This window comes from Streptomyces sp. NPDC050418 (genome assembly GCF_044458745.1).
GTDB lineage: Bacteria > Actinomycetota > Actinomycetes > Streptomycetales > Streptomycetaceae > Streptomyces.
Map to the genome: position 1 here is coordinate 273,520 of NZ_JBITIG010000001.1, position 18,047 is coordinate 291,566.

Sequence of the window (18,047 nt, forward strand, 5' to 3'; positions counted from 1 at the left end):
CGCCCGTTCGGCCCGAAAGCCGTTTCACCTGCCGGAACACACTGGTGCACCGCCTGCGCCGTGCTTAGGCTCCGGGCCATGGACATCGCCACACACATCTCCGCCCTGCGCGTGGAGGGGCAGCTGCTCGCTGCCGACGCCGAGGAGGCCGGGACCGACGCGGCCGTCTCGACCTGCCCGGGCTGGACCGTCCGGGATCTGGTGCGGCACACCGGGATGGTGCACCGGTGGGCCACCACGTTCCTCGCCGAGGGACACCGCTCGTATCAACCTGCCGACCCGGAGCCGGAGTTGGACGGGGACGCGCTCCTCGCGTGGTTCCGCGAGGGGCACACGGCGCTCGTGACGGCCCTGGAGCAGGCACCGGACGACCTGGAGTGCTGGTCGTTCCTGCCCGCGCCCTCGCCGCGCGCGTTCTGGGCGCGGCGGCAGGCGCACGAGACCGCGGTGCACCGCGTCGACGCGGAGTCGGCGCTGCGTTCGGCCGAGCGCAGCACCATCGACGCGGCGTTCGCGGTCGACGGCATCGACGAGCTGCTCTTCGCCTTCCACTCCCGCGAGAGGAGCCGGGTGCGCAGCGAGCAGCCGAAGGTGCTGCGGGTGCGCGCCACGGACACGGACGCGGTGTGGACCGTACGGCTCTCCGAGAAGCCGCCGGTGACCACGCGGGACGCCGAGGACGGCACCGGGGCCGACTGCGAGATCAGCGGACCCGCGGCCCGCCTGTACCTGGCGCTGTGGAACCGGCTGCCCGCCCCGCGCATCACCGGCGACGCCTCGCTCGCGAAGCTGTGGCGGGAGACCTCCGCCATCACTTGGAGCTGAGGAACGGGCACTGTTTTACTGGCGAGATGGGGAGCCGTACGCAGGAAGAACGCGATGCCATCACAGTGGAGATCGGCTATGCGCTGGTCTCGGGTGCGGTCCTCGCCGCCCTGGTCTTCGCTGTGCTCGCCGGACCCGTATGGGCCTATGACCTGACGGGAACCGCGCGCACCACGCTGATCACGGCGGCTGCGGTACTCGCGCCCCTGGCTTTCCTCGTACGGGTCATCACCGTCCTGTGGCGGTTCCAGAACGCCACGCGTCAGCCGAGCCAGCCGGGCCGGACCAACCCCGACTCGTAGGCGATCACGACGAGTTGGGCCCGGTCGCGGGCGCCCAGCTTCACCATCGTCCGGCTGACGTGCGTCTTCGCCGTCAGCGGTGAGACGACGAGGCGGCGGGCGATCTCCTCGTTGGACAGTCCGATCCCGACCAGCGCCATCACCTCGCGCTCGCGCTCCGTCAGCTCACCCAGGCTCTGCTCGATCGCCGGTTCCTTGGAGCGGGCCGCGAACTCGGCGATGAGCCGGCGCGTCACGCCCGGTGACAGCAGCGCGTCGCCATCCACCACGGCCCGTACCGCGCGCAGCAGTTCCTCGGGCTCGGTGTCCTTCACCAGGAACCCGGAGGCGCCGGAGCGGATCGCCTCGAAGACGTACTCGTCGAGTTCGAACGTGGTGAGCATGACGACCTTCACCGCCGTCAGCGTCTCGTCCTCGGTGATCCGGCGTGTGGCGGCCAGGCCGTCGAGGAGCGGCATCCGGATGTCCATCAGGACCACATCGGGCTGCAGCGCGCTCACCTGCCGCAGCGCCTCCTCGCCGTCGGCGGCCTCGCCCGCCACCTCGATGTCGCTCTGCGCGTCGAGCAGCGCCTTGAACCCGGCGCGGACCAGCGACTGGTCGTCGGCGAGCAGGACCCGGATCATGACGGCATCTCCTTGGGGCGCAGCGGAATGAGGGCCCGCACCCGGAAACCTCCGTCCGGGCGCGCTCCGGCCTCGATCGTGCCACCGAGCGCGGCCGCGCGCTCCCGCATTCCGGCAAGCCCGTTGCCGCTGCCGCCCGCGTCGGCCTGCGTGGCGGGCCCGTCGTCGTCGATCCGCAGCTCCAGCTCACCCTTCCCGTGGCCGATCGTGACCCGGGCGCGGCGCGAACCGGAGTGCCGTACGACGTTGGTGAGGGCTTCCTGGACGATACGGAAAGCAGCGAGGTCCGCGCCGGGCGCGAGCTGCACGGGTTCGCCCTCGCGGGTCACCTCGACGGTCAGTCCCGCGCTCGCGGCCTGCTGGACCAGCTCGGGCAGCCGGTCGAGTCCGGGGGCGGGGGCGCGGGGTGCGTCGCCGGGGGCGCGCAGGGATTCGAGGACCTGGCGGACCTCGCCCAGTGCCTCTTTGCTGGCGGATTTGATGGTGGTCAGGGCGGTACGGGCCTGCTCGGGGTCGGAGTCGAGGAGCGCGAGCCCGACACCGGCCTGCACATTGATGACGGAGATGGAGTGGGCCAGGACGTCGTGGAGTTCGCGCGCGATGCGCAGGCGTTCCTCGTCGGCCCTGCGGCGGGCGGCTTCAGCCCGCTCGGCCCGGTCCTTGGCCCATTGTTCGCGGCGCATCCGGAACAGTTCGGCGACCGCCAGGATCGCCACGACCCAGACGGCGACGACCACTTCGCCCTGCCAGTCCGCGGCCGTGTCGCCGTCGGGTGGCAGCCAGCGGTACAGCCAGTGCGCGATCAGGAGGTGCCCAAGCCACAGCATCCCGATCGCTCCCCACGCCGCGCGCCGCTGCCCGGCGACAACGGCGGCGAAGACCGCGATGGCCGTGGTGACGAACACCGGGCCGTACGGATATCCGGCGCCGAGATAGAGCATGGTGGTCGCGGCGACACCGAACACGACCGCGGCCGGGTACTTGTGCCGCAGCAGCAGGAGCCCGGTGCCGGCGAGCAGCACGAGCCGGGCGAAGACATCGAGGTCCGCGCGTTCGCCCAGCTGCTCCTTGGCCGCGTAGCTGCTGCCCATCTGCACGAAGACGGTGATCAGGAGCGTGGAGATCCACGGCAGCCCGTCGCGCGCGACCCACTTCCAGGGGCCGGGCAGGCCGTCACGCCAAGGCGGGCCGTCACGCCAGGGCGGTCCGCCCCAGGGACGTACCGGGTCCGCGGGCTGCTGCTGATCCTTCATGCCGCCACGCTAGACCGCGCGGACGTGCGAAGACGTCAGCCGTGGGAGGTGAGCGGGCGTACTCCCGCTGAAGTACGTGGCCGACCGGAAAATGCACGCGCCCGCGCCGGTGCCGAAATCCGATCGACGGCGCGCCGCTCCCCCTGACACATTGGCGCCCCATGACCGACTTCGAGTTGCTGACCTCCGCGGACCTGACGCTGATGCAAGGTCTCACCCAGGAGGTCACGGCCCTGCGTCAGGACCTTCTCAACGCCGATGCCGCGTACGGCGAACTGGCCTGGAACTGGGGCCGGGGGCATGCCGCCCACGGACCGCACTGGCCACGTCGGCTCTGGTTCCACGAGGGAAGGCTCGTCGCCTGGGCCTGGGGTCACCTGCCGCGCCGGTACCACCTGAGCGACGGCACGGTGAAGGACCTCCCCGGCGCCTACCTCGCGTACCAGGTCCACCCCGGCCATCCGCACCTCTTCGATGAGGTGATCGGCTGGTTCGACGACCTCGCCGCGGGCCTTGAGCGGACCGTGCTGCCGAGCGCCTCCGACACCTTCGCCGTGGAGCGCTGGCGGGCCCACGGGTACGTGACCGATCCGTCCTCACTCGGCGAGAAGGGGTCGTGGACCCAGCTCAACGTCCGCGACCTCGCCAGGATCGAAGAAGCGGAGCTCCCGGCCGGCCACCGCTTCGTCACCGCCGACGAGGCCGGGCCGCAGGCCGTCGTCCGCGCCCACGTGGACGCCTGGAGCCCCTCGCCGTACACGACCGTGGGGTACGAGGGGGTGCGCCGGGCGCCCGGCTACCGCGGCGATCTGCATCTGCTCGTCGAGGCACCGGACGGCACGATGGCCTGCTCGACGATCATCTGGCTCGACGAGGCGAACCGTACGGCTGCCTTCGAACCGGTCGGCACCCACCCGGAGCACCGCCGCCGCGGCCTCGCCCGCGCGATGCTGCTGCACGGGATGCGACTGGCCCGCGACGCCGGCGCCACCCTGATGACCGTGGTCTGCCTGGGCGCGCCCGGCCATCCGGCGGCGCGCGGCCTGTACCACGGCGTCGGCTTCCGCCCACTGTCGCGCGATGCCCCGCTGATCAAGTACGCGTCCTGACCGGCGCGGCACACGTACCGACCGGTGCGACGAGCCCGCCGTGTCCCGGCGGGCTCGTTCACTGCTCTCGTGCGCTCAGTCCCGGTCGAGCGAGCTGATCGCGCGCCGCGCCATCGGATGCGTACGGACGATCTCGGCGAGCGAGGTCGAGCCCTGCACGATCCGCACGAACACGTTCCACGCAGGACGGAAGCCGGTGATCGCTGCGTGCAGCATTCCCGGGCGCTTCTCGAAGAGCGTGAGCACGCGGCGGCCCATGTTCATCTCGACGCCGAGCCCGGCCTTGACCGCGAACGCGTAGTTCAGCGCCTGCCGACGCGCGTCCACCGCATCCTGCGCCTCGGAAATCCGCACGGCCCACTCCCCCGCGAGACGACCCGAGCGCAGCGCGTACGAGATCCCTTCGCGGGTCCACGGCTCCAGGAGCCCCGCCGCGTCCCCGCAGACCAGGACGCGGCCGCGCGACAGCGGTGAGTCCTCGGTGCGGCAGCGGGTGAGATGGCCCGAGGACACCGACGGCTCGAAACCGGCCAGGCCGAGGCGCCCGATGAAGTCCTCCAGATAGCGCTTGGTGGCGGCGCCGTCGCCTCGCGCCGAGATCACGCCCACGGTGAGGGTGTCGTCCTTGGGAAACACCCACCCGTAACTCCCGGGCAGCGGGCCCCAGTCGATGAGGACGCGGCCCTTCCAGTCCTCGGCGACGGTCGGCGGCACCGGGATCTCGGCCTCCAGGCCCAGATCCACCTGGTCGAGCTTCACCCCGACGTGTGCTCCTATACGGCTCGCGCTGCCGTCCGCTCCCACCACCGCGCGCGCCAGGATCGTCTCGCCGTCGGCGAGCAGCACGGCGACGGTGCGCCGGTCGGGCACCCCGGGACCGTGCTGCTCGACGCGCGAGACGGTGACGCCGGTGCGCAGCTCCGCGCCCGCCTTCTGCGCCGCCTCGACCAACTGGTGGTCGAACTCGGGCCGGTTGATCAGCCCGAACAGCATCTTCCGTGAGCGCCGGGTGCGCGCGAACTTCCCGTCGAGCGAGAAGGTGACCGCGTACACCTTGTCCTTCAGCGGCAGTTCGAAGCCGGGCGGCAGGGCATCGCGCGAGGGGCCGATGATGCCGCCGCCGCACGTTTTGTAGCGCGGCAGCTCCGCCTTCTCCACCAGGAGCACCCGCCGCCCCGCGACGGCTGCCGCATACGCGGCCGAGGCTCCGGCGGGTCCTGCGCCCACCACGACGACGTCCCACACTCCGGCGGTCTCGTCCGGGGCGTTACGGTCCGCGTTCTCACTGCTCACGATGGCCTGCTGCTCCGATCCGGCTGATGGCGGCTGCTTCGTGCGACTGCGCTGCTCCGTGCGACCGCGCTGCTCGTCAAGATCCTACGGCGCGCCGCGGAAGGCCCCGGCCGCGGGAACGAGGCCACGCTCCCTGTGCGAGGATCGGCAGGCGGACACCTGCACAACCTCCGCACACCCGTGCAACGTCTCCGCACACCCGTACAACGTCAGACCCGTCTGGAGCGTGCCCATGTCGCCGAATCCGTCACAGGACCGGATCGCCCAAACCGTCGCCGCCCTCATGCCGAAGGCGCAGCAGGAGCTGGCCGAGCTGGTGGCGTACCGGTCGGTGGCGGACTTCGAGCAGTTCCCCAAGAGCGAGAGCGAGGCCGCGGCGAACTGGGTCGCGGACGCGCTGCGCTCCGAAGGCTTCACCGATGTGGCGCTGCTCGACACCCCGGACGGCACCCAGTCCGTGTACGGGCTGCTCCCCGGCCCCGAGGGCGCGCCGACGGTGCTCCTGTACGCGCACTACGACGTCCAGCCGCCGCTCGACGAAGAGGCCTGGGTCTCCCCGCCGTTCGAGCTCACGGAGCGTGACGGCCGCTGGTTCGGGCGCGGTGCCGCGGACTGCAAGGGCGGCGTCATCATGCACCTGCTCGCCCTGCGCGCGCTCAAGGAGAACGGCGGTGTCCCCGTCTCCGTGAAGTTCATCGCCGAGGGTTCCGAGGAGCAGGGCACGGGCGGCCTCGAGCGGTACGCGGAGGCCCACCCCGAGCTGCTGACCTCGGACGCCATCATCATCGGCGACAGCGGCAACTTCCGGGTCGGTCTGCCGACGGTCACCTCGACGCTGCGCGGCATGACCCTGGTCCGCGTCGAGATGAACACCCTCGCCGGCAACCTGCACTCGGGCCAGTTCGGCGGCGCCGCCCCCGACGCGCTCGGGGCGCTGATCCGCGTCCTCGACTCGCTGCGCGCCGAGGACGGCTCGACCACGGTCGACGGCCTTGACGGCGAGCAGACCTGGGAGGGCCTGCAGTACCCGGAGGCCGACTTCCGCGCGGACGCCAAGGTCGTCGACGGCGTGGAACTGATCGGCTCGGGCACGGTCGCCGACCGCATCTGGGCGCGTCCGGCCGTCACAGTCCTCGGCATCGACTGCCCGCCGGTCGTGGGCGCCACCCCGTCCGTGCAGTCCGCCGCGCGGGCCCTGATCAGCCTGCGCGTGCCGCCGGGCGCCGACGCCGCCGAGGCCACCAAGCTGCTCCTCGCGCACATCGAGGCGCACACGCCGTGGGGCGCGCAGGTGCGCACCGAGCAGGTCGGGCAGGGCCAGCCGTTCCGCGCCGACGTCCACTCGCCCGCGTACCAGGCGATGGCCGATGCGATGGCGGTCGCGTACCCCGGTCAGGAGATGCAGTACGCGGGGCAGGGCGGCTCGATCCCACTGTGCAACACCCTCGACGCGCTCTACCCGGACGCCGAGATCCTGCTGATCGGTCTGAGCGAGCCGGAGGCGCAGATCCACGCGCCGAACGAGTCCGTGTCGCCGGACGAGCTGCGTCAACTGTCCGTGACCGAGGCACTGTTCCTGCAGAACTACGCGGCTTCGAAGGCCTGATCCTCGTCCGCACCCGTGGTCCCGTTTCCCGCCCGGGGAGCGGGACCACGCGTGTGCCGGCTGCTCAGCCGACCGGTACCCCGTCCTCCAGGTACACGGGTATCCCCCGCTCCCGCGCCCGCAGTGCCCACCGCAGCCGCTCGTAGCGCAGCGGCGGCAGCAGGTCGGCGGCCTCCGCCTCGGACACGAAGCGGCAGGCCCGCAGCTCGGGGCCCGGCAGCAGGGCGTGTTCGGCGGCGTCGGCGGGGATCCGGCCGCCGTCGAAGAGCAGCCGCATCCCTCCGTACGCGGGCGGCAGCGGCGGTTCCCAGTCGATCACCAGCAGGCGCGGCGGTACGTCCAGTCGGATACCGGTCTCCTCCGCGACCTCGCGCACCCCGGCCGCCGCGGGCGCCTCACCGGGTTCCACCACGCCGCCAGGGAACTCCCAGCCCGCCTTGTACGTCGGGTCGACGAGCAGCACCCGGTCGTCTTCGTCGAAGAGCAGCACGCCCGCCGCCAGGGTCTCGGCGGTCGGATGCGGGGTCTGCACGATCTCGCAGACCCCCGCCGCGCCGCTGCGTACCGCCTCGGCGATCCGCTCGGCGGCCTCCCGCGGTGTGAGGGCGCTGGTGTCGACCGGGTACGCGTCGGCGGCGAGCCAGTCGGCGAGGGCGCTGCGGTACGGGGCAAGGTGATCCAACGCCCATTGGCGGACGCGCTGCTCACCGTCCGGCGCATCAGGCACCTCACGGGTGGCGATCCGTTCGCGCAGGATCGTTTCGGCCGGGGTGAGCACCACATGACGTACCGGAATACGACGGGCCGCGAGCCCTCCGAAGATCTCGTCGCGATAGTCCTGGCGGAGCACCGTCATCGGAACGACAAGAACGCCGCCCACCTCGGCGAGCAGCGCCGCGGCCGTGTCCACGACCAGGCGCCGCCACATGCCGAGGTCCTGATAGTCCCCCACGTCGGCCAGGTGCTTGGGCGGCAGCAGCCAGGGCAGCGCACCGCCGATCACCTCGGGGTCGAAGAGCGTGCTGTTCGGGATCAGTTCGAGCAGTTCGCGGGTCGTGGTGGTCTTGCCCGCACCGAACGCGCCGTTGATCCAGACGATCACGATTCCCCCTCTTCTGTTGGCCCCTGAGGCCTGCCCGCTCCACCCTGCCACGTAACACCGCGGCCGGCGGGGCTCAGTCCGTGGGCGGCGGGAACGTCGTACGCAGGGAGAACGCGACCGGGCTCGGACCATGCTCGCGCAGATGCTGCAGGCGCTGCCCCGCTTCCTCGACGCTCGGCCGGTGCCCGGCCTCCACCCACCACAGCGCGGTGACGACCTCGTCCAGGCGGTGGAAGAACTCCCGGCGGCGCTTGAGGAGTTCACGATGCCGGCCGGAGTACATGAACGCGGTCAGGGCGTCGACATCGCGCCAGACGGAGAGATTGATGAGGAGGTCGGGATCGTCGAGGATGCGGAATTCGGTGGCGTCCCCGGACTCGTCCTGCAGCCGCCAGACGAATCCGTCGGACTGGTCGGCCACGGCGTTCACGGGCCCGAGCCCCTCGGTGAAGTCCTTCAACTGGGCCGAATCCAACGGGGCTTGGAGCTTCCCGACATTGACTTGCGCGAGTTCGTACGAGACGGAGTCGGTCATGGCCGCACCTTAGGCAGCCCGTGGCCTTGATCTCACGGGGTTTCCGCGGAGTGAGACGGAGGCGGGCGCGGGACCGCACCGACAGCCGCTACGGTCCGTCGGGCTCCGGGATCGAGCCCACCGTCCGCCTCAGCCGTACATCGCCACGCGGTACAGCTCCGCGAGCGCTGCGTCGATGGGGTGGGGCTGCGGTATGCCGGAAGAGTCGAGACGGTTCCATCGTTGCGTGTTGAGCGCGACGGCCAGCTGCCGCTCGCCGTCGGCTCGGATCATGGCCAGCGTCCCGCCGCCCCAGACCGTGCCGCCGTTGCCCCAGAACGTGGGCCGGCCGGTCTCCTTCATCGGGAAGAGCGCGAGGCCGTACTCGATCGTCGTTCCGTCGTGCGCGACGACGGGGCCGGTGACCTGCATCTGCGCCAGAGACTCCGGGCTGACGATCTCGCCGGCCATCAGCCGGCGGTAGAAACGGTTCATGTCCGCGACGGTTGATGTCAGTGAGCCCGCCACGCCCGTCCACGACATGTCGAAGACGCTGTAGTCGCGCGGCGGGTCGATCATGCCGAACCATGCCTCGTAGAGCTGCGAGTGCGGCTCGCGGAGGTGCGGGCCGGAGGGGAACTCGGTGTCCTTGAGGCCCGCGCGCTTGATGACGTTCTGGGTGATGCACGCCTCGGCCGTCATGCCGGTCACGTGCTCCAGGAGCCTGCCGAGGAGCAGGTAGTTGGTGTTGGAGTACACCCCGGGAGCGCCGCCCGGTGCGCCGACGGCGGGTGCCGTGACCCCCATCTCGATCAACTCGACGGGGTCGAACCGCTTGAAGCGGAGGTCGTCCATGCTCTGCGGGCTCGTGTCGGAGACGACGGGGAGCGCCTTGAGCGAGGGGTAGGCGTACGGGAGGTACTCGGCGAGGCCGCTGGTGTGGTTGATCAGCATCCGGACCGTGATCGCCGCACCGCGTTCCCCGGGGACGAGGTCCGGAAGGTAGCGGCCGATCGGCATGTCGAGGCCGATCCGGCCGGCCTCCGCCAGTTGCAGGACCGCGGCGGTGGTGAAGGTCTTGGTGATGCTGCCGACCCGGTGCCGCATCCCGACGGTGACAGGGCGCCCGGTTTCCACGTCGGCTTCCCCGGCGGCACCGCGCCAGGCCCGGTCACCGTCCCGCACCTCGGCGAACACGCCCGGTACTCCGGCTCGACGGACGTTCTCGAGAGCTGCGTCCAGCGCCTCTGAATCCACTAAGTCCTGTGAGTTCTGCACGACATGCGTCCTTCCGTAGGGCTCGGAGCGAGCTCGGCTCTCACATGCCCTCATTATGCACGCACTGCGTGCAACGCCAAGTGCATAAGTTAGACTGCAAGCCGACGAGAGGGGCGAAATGGCTGGTCGCAGGCGCTGGACGACCGAGGAAATCCTGGACGCGGCAGCGGAGTTGCTGCGCACGAGCGACACGGATTCGTTCAGCGTGCGCAAGCTCGCGACGACACTCGGCACGGATTCCTCCAGCCTCTACCGGCACTTCCGCAGCAAGACGGAGCTGCTGCGCGCGGTCGCCGACCGGATCCTCCTGGCGTCCATGGACGGCTACCGCCCGGAGGGCGACTGGAAGCACCGCATCACCACGCTGGCCCTGCGCGTACGCGAGGCGTTCGGCCGCCAGCCGCAACTCGCCGCGATCTGGGGGCGGTACGCGTCAGGCGGCGCCGGATCCCGCCTGGTCATGGAGGAGGTGCTGCAGGCACTGCGCACCTCGGGCCTGCCCGACGAGGAGATCCCGACGCGCTACCACCGGCTCGCGGTCCTCATCTCCGCCCTGATCGCCTCCGAGGCCGGTGTCAGCACGATGTCCTCGGACGAGTACGAACAGGGCATGGAACTCTTCCGCGTCGCAGTACTCGGCGCAGACCCCGAACACTTCCCGGCTCTGGCCCACTTCGCCCGCGACGTCCGCCCCTTGGGCGCGGACCGCGACGCCGCGTTCGAGGAGATTCTCGCCGCTCAACTTGCCGATATCGAGGGTGCGATCAGGTGAGACATGGGTGACGCACCCAGACCGGTCAACCCTCCAACGGAACCTGAATAGTTGCAGGTTCACGCTCCGTGTCCTCTGTGTAAGCGTGTTCCCTCGAGTCTGCCCGTGCCCCACGGGCTATCGACCATGAGTGAAGGGACACCTGATGAGCCTTCGTGGTACAGCAGCCCGTGGAGCAACTGCGACGATCAGCACGTTGGCGGCAGCGACGCTCGTCCTAAGCGCTTCCCCTGCCTCAGCCAAGGTCTCGGACGGCTATGTGCGGGGATACGACGCATGGCAAGGAGACTGGAGCGACGAAGGAGTCATCTCCATTTCGCAGCACTCCGTATCCAACGCGACGTGCCTATGGCAGACGATTCTGTGGGTTCACGCCGCGAAGGAACTGGACGGTACCGCTTTCGATCGCAGCGACATCGACGGTCACTTCGGCCCGAACACGCAGCGAGCTACGCAGCACCTCCAAGCCGGCTGGGGCCTGGCTGACGGAGTCGGCAACGCCGACGGCAAGGTCGGGCCCAATACCTTTCGAGCGGCTGAAGACCAGTTGGTGAAAAGCAGTGGGTCGACCGAGCGAGGCAAGCTGCTGTACCTCACGTACAACAGCGGTCGTGACTCGTTCCGCATCCTCCGCAACACCAACGGCATCTACACCTTCCGTATCGGAAAAGAAGGCAGTTACTACTCCGCCAACTACGGGGGCAATACCACCAGCTGCGACTGAGCAGAGTTCGTCAGGGCGCGGGCACGGTGATCTCATGCCCAGCGGAAGGCCCGCCCCTACCCCTTGGTGGACCCAAGCGTCAGCCCCGCAATGAAGTGCCGCTGCAGCAACAGGAACACGATGATCGTCGGCGCCGCCACGATCACGGATCCGGCGGCGAGCAAGTTGTAGTCGGTGAAGAACTGGCCGCTGAGATTGTTCAGGGCCGAGGTGATCGGCAGCTTGTCTCCGGTGTTGATGAAGACGAGCGCCCACAGGAAGTCGTTGTACATCCAGGTGAATTCGAGCGTGCCGAGGGCCGCGAGCGCGGGCCGGCACAGCGGCAGCGTGATGCGCCAGTACTGGGTCCACACACCGGCGCCGTCCACGATCGCGGCCTCGGTGATTTCCCTCGGCAGCGCCCGCATGAAATTCGCGAGCACGAAGACGCAGAAACCGAGCTGGAATCCGATCTGGACGGCGAGCACCGCCCAGTAGGAGTCGTACATCAAATACGAGTCCGACATCCAGTACGGCAGCTCGATCTTGTTGAACACCGCGTACAGCGGCGTGATGATCACCTGCTGCGGCAGCAGATTGCCCGCCGTGAAGATCATGACGAGCACGATGCCGCCGCGCATGTTGAGCCGCGACACCGCGAAGGCCACGAAGGACGCGAGGAAGAGCACGATCAGGACGCCGGGCACGGCGATGATGAGCGTGTTGACGAAGTACTTCGTCATCTCCGAGTCATTGAACGCCTGTTGGTAGTAATCGAACGACAGAGACTTCGGCAGCGAGAAATAGCCTTCCTCGGCCGTTTCGTCATACGGGCGCAACGACGCGTACACGGCGAGCAGCAGCGGGGCGAGGAAGCCCAGGGACACGGCGGTGAGGAAGATGTGCGTGCCCCAGCGGCCGCGGCGGCGGGCACGGCGGGGAGACGGTGCGAGGCTCATCGGTTCTTCTCCCCGCGCAGTTCCTGGACCAGGTACGTCACGACGAATCCGAGCGAGACGATGAGCAGGACGACGGCGATCGCGGAGCCGAAGCCGATGCGGCTGGCCTCGCCGATGATGTTGTCGGTGACCAGGACGGACAGCAACTCGAGTCCGTTTCTTCCTTTGTTGATGGCGTACACGATGTCGAAGGCACGCAGCCCCTCGATGACCGTGATCACCATGACGATGATGTTGACCGGGCGGAGCGTCGGGAAGACGACCTTGAAGAACGTCTGGCGCTCGTTGGCCCCGTCGATCGCGGCGGCCTCCTTGAGGGAGGCGTCGACGGCCTTGAGGCCGGCGAGGTAGAGGATCATCACGTAGCCGGTGTGCCGCCAGGCCGCGGCGAGCAGCACCATCCAGATGTTGAGGTCGGGGTCGCCGATCCAGTCGATCGGGTTGTCCTGCCGTCCGAGCAGCGCGTTGAGCGCGCCCTGGTCGCGGGAGAAGACGAGCTGCGCGATGAAGCCGACGATCGCGAGTGAAAGGACGACCGGCAGATAGATGGCCGACTGATAGAAGCGGCTGTAGCGCACGCCCCGGTCGATGAGCACGGCGAGGAAGAGGCCGAACGGTGTGGCCACCAGGCCGAGGAAGCCGAGCCACATCAGGTTGTGCCGGACCGCGGGCCAGAACTGCGGGTACTCGGTGAACGCCGTCTTGTAGTTGTCGAGCCCGACCCAGCTGATGTCACCGATGCCGTCCCAGCTGGTGAAGGACAGCCCGATGGAGGCGAAGGTCGGCCCCCAGACGATGAACAGGTCGATCAGGATGGCCAGACCGAGCAGAGCGGCGAGGACGACGCGGTCGCGGCGGGTGAACCGCCGCGGACCGCGCCGTCGTTGCCGTCGGCCGCCCCGAGTGGAGGTGAGCGACACGGGTGTGAACTCCCAGGGATCGGAACGGTGCAGATCAGATCGGAGCAGTGCGGAGCAATCAGTTCAGTCCGCGGCGAAGATGCTCTTCTTCTGCCGCTCGATGTCGTTCACGAGCCCGTCGACATCCTTCGGATCGCCGATGAACTTCTGGATCGCCGGGATCATCACCGTGGACGCGAAGTCCGGCCGGGTGTCGCGGTCGAGGAACTGGGAAATCTGCTTGGCCCCGCCGACCAATTCGACGGCCTTCTTCTGCAGCGTCGTGTACTTGGCGGTGTCGGCGTCCTCGTGGACCGCGATGTTGTTGGGGTCGAACTGCAGATAGATGTCTTCGGCCTTGGCGGTGGCGAGGTACTTGAGGAGGTCCTTGGCGGCCTCCATCCCCTTGTCGTTCTTGAGGTTCTTGCCCTTGCGCGCCAGCAGGAAGCCGTCGATCGGCGCCTCGACCGCGTCCTGGCCGTGCTCCGGGTTGATCTCCGGGAACGCGAAGAAGTCGAGGTCCTCCTTGTCCGCGTCGGGGAACTGCTGGCCCGGGTGCGGCAGCCCGAGGACCGTCATCCCGGCCTCGCTCTTCTGCAGCGCCTGCGCGCCTTCCTGCCAGGTGCGGCCGTTGGCGCCTTCCTGGTGATACGGCATGAGGCGGCGCCAGGTGTCGAAGACCTCCTTGACCTCCTTGCCGTTCCAGGCCTCCTTGCCGGCCATCAGCGACTTGTGGAAGTCGTAGCCGTTGATCCGCATGTTGAGATAGTCGAAGGTGCCCATCGCGGGCCAGCCGTCCTTGTCCGCGAAGGCGATCGGGACGAGCTTGTCCTTCTTCATCTGCTTGGCGAGGGCCACGTAGTCGTCGAGGTTCTTCGGCACCTCGTAGCCGTACTTCTCGAAGACGCTCTTCCGGTGGAATACGGCCCACGGATAGTAGTAGTACGGCACGAAGTACTGCTTGCCGTCCTCGCCCGTGGACTGGTCCTTGATGGCGTCCGAGAAGCCGTCGAAGCCGGACCAGATGTCGGATATCTCGTGCAGCAGGTTCTTCTTGGCGAAGAACTGCATGCGATAGCCCGCGAACCACATGAACACGTCGTCCGGCGTGCTCTGCAGATAGCGGTTGATGTTCTCCTGGAACGAATTGTGGTCGACGGTGTTGACCTTGACCTTGCGGTCGTCCTTCGACTGCTTCTCGTAGTCCGCGAACGCGGCCGCGAAGGCCTTCTTCGGCACCGGGTCCGAGGAGTTGGAGCCGAGCGCGATCGTTTTGCCGGCGTCGGCGGGACCACCGCCGCACGCGGTCAGCAGTGACGGCAGGGCCACCGCGCCCGCGCCGATGGCGCTGCCGCGCAGGAGAGTTCGCCGGGACATCCGATGTCCTGCACCGCTTCGGGATACGTCACCGGGTGTACCCCGACCCGTGAACGATGACTCTGCCATGTCCCTCTCCTCGGTGCGCTCATGCGGCGGGCGAACCCAACACAATCGAACGTGGGATTGGGATCTCACTGCCAACCTGCGCGATGGTCAAGAGGTGCGGCACAGCATGGGCGAACTGTTACCACATCTCTTCCAACAGACTCGAACACGGCCTACCGTAAACGCTCGACATGACACATGCATGACATGTCCCAACTCACGCGAGTACGGAGGAACGTAACGATGCGTCACCTTCCCACCCGCAACACTCGCCGAAGAATGGTCGGAGCGCTGGGCGTCGCCCTGCTCTGCTCGGCCGGCCTCTCCGCGCCGGCTCAGGCGCAGGCGCGGGCGCAGGCAAGCGATCCTGAGCGCGAAACCGCCTCCGCCCGGCCGTTGGTCGATGACGGGCTCGCCCTCACCCCGCCGATGGGGTTCAACAACTGGAACTCCACCCACTGCCGGGCCGAGTTCGACGAAGAGATGGTCAAGTCGATCGCCGACATCTTCGTCGAAAAGGGCCTCAAGGACGCCGGGTACGAATACGTCAACCTGGACGATTGCTGGGCGCTTCCCCAGCGCAACGCGGACGGCAAGCTGGTGCCCGACCCGGTCCGATTCCCCAACGGAATCAAGGCCGTTGCCGACTATGTGCACGCCAAGGGCCTGAAGTTCGGCATCTACACCAGCGCCGGCACCAAGACCTGCAACTCGGCCGGTTTCCCGGGCGGTCTGGGCCACGAGGAATCCGACGCCCAGCAGTTCGCGGACTGGGGTGTGGACTACCTCAAGTACGACAACTGCAATAACCAGGGCGTGGACGCCAAGCAGCGCTACATCAAGATGCGCGACGCGCTCAGGGCCGCCGCCGAGACCACGGGCCGGCCGATCGTCTACAGCATCTGCGAATGGGGTCAGAACAAGCCCTGGGAATGGGCCGCCGACGTGGGCCACTTGTGGCGTACGACGGGGGACATCAGCGACAACTGGGGCTCGATGCTCGGCATCATGAAGCAGAACCTCCCGCTCGCCCCGTACGCCGGACCCGGGCGATGGAACGACCCGGACATGCTCGAGGTCGGCAACGGCGGGATGACGGACACCGAGTACCGCACCCACTTCTCCATGTGGTCGATCATGGCCGCACCTCTGCTGATCGGGTCCGACCTGCGCGAGGCCACGGACGCGACGTACGAGATCCTCGGCAACGAAGAGGTCATCGCCGTCGACCAGGACCCGCTCGGCAAGCAGGGCGAGGTCGTGTCGTCCGAAGGCGGACGCTGGGTGGTGTCCAAGGAAATGAAGGACGGCAGCCGCGCCGTCGCCCTGTTCAACGAGTCGTCGTCCGCCCAGCGCATCGCCACCACGGCCGAGGCGGTCGGCCTGCCGGAGTCCGACGCGTATTCCGTACGGGATCTGTGGCAGCACAAGAGCTACAACTCTGCGGGAACGCTCTCCGCGACCGTCCCCGCGCACGGCACCGTGATGCTCCGGGTGGCCGCCGACGGCAAGTGGGCCCAGTACCCGCCGGCCGTCGAAACGGCCGTCGAGGGCGGGCAGTTCGTGCAGGCCGGTGCCGCGACCGCGCTCACCACGAAGGTCACCGACCTCGGCCGCACCCCGGCGCTCAAGGCGTCGGTCGCTCTCTCCGGTCCGTCGGGCTGGACGGTGCGGGCCACGTCGGCCACGTCGGCCGTCGTGTTGCCCACCGGCAAGTCGTTGAGCACGGGCTGGCAGGTCAAGGCACCTGCGGGCGCGGCGCCCGGCGCGTACGACCTGACGCTGCGGACGAGCTACCGCTCACCGACCGGAACGCGGGTGGCCGCCACGCTGCCCCTGACGGTCCGGGTCGTCGTGGCGCCGCCCTCGGGCACGACGGCGCTGAGCTCGCTCGACTGGCTCTCGGCCGCCAACGGCTGGGGTCCGGCGGAGAAGGACACCAGCAATGGTGAGTCGGCCGCCGGCGACGGCACGCCGATCACGATCAACGGCACGGTGTTCGCGAAGGGCCTTGGCGTCCATGCCGAATCGGCTGTCGAGTACTACCTGGGCGGCAAGTGCAGCACGCTCACCACGCAGGTGGGGGTCGACGACGAGGAGGGCACCGAAGGCAGTGTCGCGTTCGAGGTCTGGGCCGACGGCGTGAAGGCCGCTTCGACCGGCGTCCTCACCAACGCCGATGCCGCGCAGGCGCTCACGGCCGACGTCAGCGGCGCCGAGGTGGTGCGCCTCGTGGTCACCGACGGCGGGGACGGTGTGACCTCGGATCACGGCGACTGGGCCGGTCCGGAGCTCACCTGCTCGTAAGCTCACCTGCTCGTAACGCTCGACACCTGGTTGAAGGAAGCGGCCGGCCGCCGGGCCGGCCGCTTCACACCTGTGCGGGAGCTCCGCTCTGCGCGGGCGCCCCGGCCCTCATCCTTGCCCTTGCCCCGTTCCCGAGCGCGGCCGCCGCCGCGCCCACCAGGCCCGCGTCCGTGCCGGTCATCGCGGGGGTCACGGTCAGGCTCTGGACGAAGGAGAGCGTGGCGTAGTCGCGCAGGGCGCGGCGCAGCGGCGTGAACAGGACGTCGCCCGCCTTCGCCACTCCCCCGCCGATCACCGCGATCTCCACCTCGACCAGGGAGGCGGTCGCCGCGATCGACGCGGCCAGGGCCTGTGCCGCACGCTCGAACGAGGCCACCGCGACCGGGTGTCCGGCCCGCGCGGCCGCGGCCACGGCCGCCGCGGAGGTGTCGCCGTCGGCGCCCGGACGCCAGCCGCCGGCCAGGGCGCGGCGGGCGATGTTCGGCCCGCTCGCGATGCGTTCGACGCAGCCGCGTGCGCCGCACGGGCAGGCGTCTCCGTCGAGGTCCACGCTGATGTGCCCGATGTGGCCCGCGTTGCCGGTCGGGCCGGGGTGCAGCTTCCCACCGAGGACCAAGCCTCCGCCGACTCCGGTGGAGACGACCATGCACAGCGCGTTGTCGTACCCCTGGGCCGCGCCCTGCCAGTGCTCGGCCGCCGTGATGGCGACACCGTCACCGATCAGCGAGACGGGCAGACCGCCCGCGCACCCCTGTACGCGCTCGACCAGCGGGAAAGCGCGCCAGCCGGGAATGTTCACCGGGCTGACGGTGCCGAGCGAGGCGTCCACGGGACCGGCGCTGCCGATGCCCACGGCCCGTACGTCCGGCCAGCGCGGCGCCGCGGTGAGCTCGCCGAGCACCTGCTCGACGGCGCGCATCACCGTGGCGCCGTCCTCCTGGGCGGGTGTCGGCCGCTGCGCACGGACCAGGATCCGCCCGGCGCCGTCCACGAGGGCACCGGCGATCTTCGTACCGCCGATGTCGAGCGCGGCGACAAGGGCGCCCGGATCGTTCTGCGTCACAGTCGGTCTCC

General features: G+C 69.3%; 17 protein-coding genes. 7 read left to right on the forward strand and 10 right to left on the reverse strand.

The window, feature by feature from the left end; genetic code table 11:
- Nucleotides 1-78 precede the first annotated feature (78 nt).
- Nucleotides 79-825: a maleylpyruvate isomerase family mycothiol-dependent enzyme gene (locus tag ACIBI4_RS01275; RefSeq protein ID WP_399201433.1), complete on the forward strand. Its 747-nt coding sequence runs from the start codon at nt 79-81 to the stop codon at nt 823-825.
- Between the two features lie 26 nt (nt 826-851).
- Nucleotides 852-1,127, forward strand: a complete 276-nt coding sequence (locus tag ACIBI4_RS01280; protein ID WP_399201434.1) for a DUF6332 family protein — start codon at nt 852-854, stop codon at nt 1,125-1,127.
- Here ACIBI4_RS01280 and ACIBI4_RS01285 read toward each other — a convergent pair.
- Together ACIBI4_RS01285 and ACIBI4_RS01290 are read right to left on the reverse strand one after the other, a co-directional pair.
- Complete coding sequence (locus ACIBI4_RS01285) at nt 1,088-1,753, reverse strand: response regulator (RefSeq protein WP_399201435.1); 666 nt, start codon at nt 1,751-1,753, stop codon at nt 1,088-1,090. The genes ACIBI4_RS01280 and ACIBI4_RS01285 overlap by 40 nt on opposite strands.
- Nucleotides 1,750-3,006 (reverse strand): sensor histidine kinase, encoded by a 1,257-nt coding sequence (locus tag ACIBI4_RS01290; RefSeq protein ID WP_399201436.1) that lies wholly within the window; start codon nt 3,004-3,006, stop codon nt 1,750-1,752. The genes ACIBI4_RS01285 and ACIBI4_RS01290 overlap by 4 nt, the downstream gene beginning before the upstream one ends.
- A gap of 161 nt (nt 3,007-3,167) precedes the next feature.
- Between ACIBI4_RS01290 and ACIBI4_RS01295 the strand changes: the two genes are divergently transcribed.
- Nucleotides 3,168-4,115 carry a GNAT family N-acetyltransferase gene (locus ACIBI4_RS01295; protein ID WP_399201437.1) on the forward strand — a complete coding sequence of 316 codons (948 nt, stop codon included), beginning with the start codon at nt 3,168-3,170 and terminating at the stop codon, nt 4,113-4,115.
- 75 nt (nt 4,116-4,190) lie between these two features.
- Here ACIBI4_RS01295 and ACIBI4_RS01300 read toward each other — a convergent pair whose 3' ends face one another.
- The gene (locus ACIBI4_RS01300) at nt 4,191-5,408 is read right to left on the reverse strand and encodes a geranylgeranyl reductase family protein (protein ID WP_399201438.1); all 1,218 of its coding nucleotides are present in this window, start codon (nt 5,406-5,408) and stop codon (nt 4,191-4,193) included.
- 232 nt (nt 5,409-5,640) lie between these two features.
- Between ACIBI4_RS01300 and ACIBI4_RS01305 the strand changes: the two genes are divergently transcribed.
- Nucleotides 5,641-7,014, forward strand: coding sequence for a dipeptidase (locus tag ACIBI4_RS01305; RefSeq protein WP_399201440.1), 1,374 nt, complete (start codon nt 5,641-5,643; stop codon nt 7,012-7,014).
- A gap of 64 nt (nt 7,015-7,078) precedes the next feature.
- Here the strand turns inward: ACIBI4_RS01305 and ACIBI4_RS01310 are convergent, their stop codons facing one another.
- From ACIBI4_RS01310 to ACIBI4_RS01320, 3 genes are all read right to left on the reverse strand, one after another.
- Nucleotides 7,079-8,116 (reverse strand): NUDIX domain-containing protein, encoded by a 1,038-nt coding sequence (locus ACIBI4_RS01310; RefSeq protein ID WP_399201441.1) that lies wholly within the window; start codon nt 8,114-8,116, stop codon nt 7,079-7,081.
- A 73-nt stretch (nt 8,117-8,189) separates the two neighbouring features.
- Nucleotides 8,190-8,651 carry a DUF3291 domain-containing protein gene (locus ACIBI4_RS01315; protein ID WP_399201442.1) on the reverse strand — a complete coding sequence of 154 codons (462 nt, stop codon included), beginning with the start codon at nt 8,649-8,651 and terminating at the stop codon, nt 8,190-8,192.
- Nucleotides 8,652-8,780: 129 nt separating this feature from the next.
- A complete protein-coding gene (locus ACIBI4_RS01320) occupies nt 8,781-9,887 on the reverse strand; it encodes a serine hydrolase domain-containing protein (protein WP_399201443.1) in 1,107 nt (368 codons plus the stop codon).
- A gap of 139 nt (nt 9,888-10,026) precedes the next feature.
- On the opposite strand from ACIBI4_RS01320, the gene ACIBI4_RS01325 reads away from it, so the two are divergent.
- Entirely contained in the window at nt 10,027-10,680 is a 654-nt protein-coding gene (locus ACIBI4_RS01325) for a TetR/AcrR family transcriptional regulator (protein ID WP_399201444.1), read from the forward strand.
- A 145-nt stretch (nt 10,681-10,825) separates the two neighbouring features.
- Entirely contained in the window at nt 10,826-11,404 is a 579-nt protein-coding gene (locus ACIBI4_RS01330; RefSeq protein ID WP_399201445.1) for a peptidoglycan-binding protein, read from the forward strand.
- Nucleotides 11,405-11,460: 56 nt separating this feature from the next.
- Here the strand turns inward: ACIBI4_RS01330 and ACIBI4_RS01335 are convergent, their stop codons facing one another.
- The 3 genes from ACIBI4_RS01335 to ACIBI4_RS01345 form a co-directional block, all read right to left on the reverse strand.
- Entirely contained in the window at nt 11,461-12,342 is an 882-nt protein-coding gene (locus ACIBI4_RS01335; RefSeq protein ID WP_399201446.1) for a carbohydrate ABC transporter permease, read from the reverse strand.
- Nucleotides 12,339-13,262 carry a carbohydrate ABC transporter permease gene (locus ACIBI4_RS01340; protein ID WP_399201447.1) on the reverse strand — a complete coding sequence of 308 codons (924 nt, stop codon included), beginning with the start codon at nt 13,260-13,262 and terminating at the stop codon, nt 12,339-12,341. The genes ACIBI4_RS01335 and ACIBI4_RS01340 overlap by 4 nt, the downstream gene beginning before the upstream one ends.
- Nucleotides 13,263-13,325: 63 nt before the next feature.
- Nucleotides 13,326-14,618, reverse strand: coding sequence for an ABC transporter substrate-binding protein (locus ACIBI4_RS01345; RefSeq protein WP_399201448.1), 1,293 nt, complete (start codon nt 14,616-14,618; stop codon nt 13,326-13,328).
- Between the two features lie 327 nt (nt 14,619-14,945).
- On the opposite strand from ACIBI4_RS01345, the gene ACIBI4_RS01350 reads away from it, so the two are divergent.
- Nucleotides 14,946-16,973: an NPCBM/NEW2 domain-containing protein gene (locus ACIBI4_RS01350; RefSeq protein WP_399201449.1), complete on the forward strand. Its 2,028-nt coding sequence runs from the start codon at nt 14,946-14,948 to the stop codon at nt 16,971-16,973.
- A 64-nt stretch (nt 16,974-17,037) separates the two neighbouring features.
- Here ACIBI4_RS01350 and ACIBI4_RS01355 read toward each other — a convergent pair whose 3' ends face one another.
- Entirely contained in the window at nt 17,038-18,036 is a 999-nt protein-coding gene (locus ACIBI4_RS01355) for an ROK family protein (RefSeq protein ID WP_399201450.1), read from the reverse strand.
- Between the last annotated feature and the right edge of the window lie 11 nt (nt 18,037-18,047).

What these genes read in the sequence shown, in the direction of transcription:
- ACIBI4_RS01350 (WP_399201449.1), top strand. Translation starts at nt 14,946, where the DNA reads ATGGTCGGAGCGCTGGGCGTCGCCCTGCTCTGCTCGGCCGGCCTCTCC.
- ACIBI4_RS01330 (WP_399201445.1), top strand. Translation starts at nt 10,826, where the DNA reads ATGAGCCTTCGTGGTACAGCAGCCCGTGGAGCAACTGCGACGATCAGC.
- ACIBI4_RS01345 (WP_399201448.1), bottom strand. Translation starts at nt 14,618, where the DNA reads ATGTCCCGGCGAACTCTCCTGCGCGGCAGCGCCATCGGCGCGGGCGCG.
- ACIBI4_RS01305 (WP_399201440.1), top strand. Translation starts at nt 5,641, where the DNA reads ATGTCGCCGAATCCGTCACAGGACCGGATCGCCCAAACCGTCGCCGCC.
- ACIBI4_RS01280 (WP_399201434.1), top strand. Translation starts at nt 852, where the DNA reads ATGGGGAGCCGTACGCAGGAAGAACGCGATGCCATCACAGTGGAGATC.
- ACIBI4_RS01290 (WP_399201436.1), bottom strand. Translation starts at nt 3,006, where the DNA reads ATGAAGGATCAGCAGCAGCCCGCGGACCCGGTACGTCCCTGGGGCGGA.
- ACIBI4_RS01335 (WP_399201446.1), bottom strand. Translation starts at nt 12,342, where the DNA reads ATGAGCCTCGCACCGTCTCCCCGCCGTGCCCGCCGCCGCGGCCGCTGG.
- ACIBI4_RS01325 (WP_399201444.1), top strand. Translation starts at nt 10,027, where the DNA reads ATGGCTGGTCGCAGGCGCTGGACGACCGAGGAAATCCTGGACGCGGCA.
- ACIBI4_RS01275 (WP_399201433.1), top strand. Translation starts at nt 79, where the DNA reads ATGGACATCGCCACACACATCTCCGCCCTGCGCGTGGAGGGGCAGCTG.
- ACIBI4_RS01315 (WP_399201442.1), bottom strand. Translation starts at nt 8,651, where the DNA reads ATGACCGACTCCGTCTCGTACGAACTCGCGCAAGTCAATGTCGGGAAG.
- ACIBI4_RS01285 (WP_399201435.1), bottom strand. Translation starts at nt 1,753, where the DNA reads ATGATCCGGGTCCTGCTCGCCGACGACCAGTCGCTGGTCCGCGCCGGG.
- ACIBI4_RS01295 (WP_399201437.1), top strand. Translation starts at nt 3,168, where the DNA reads ATGACCGACTTCGAGTTGCTGACCTCCGCGGACCTGACGCTGATGCAA.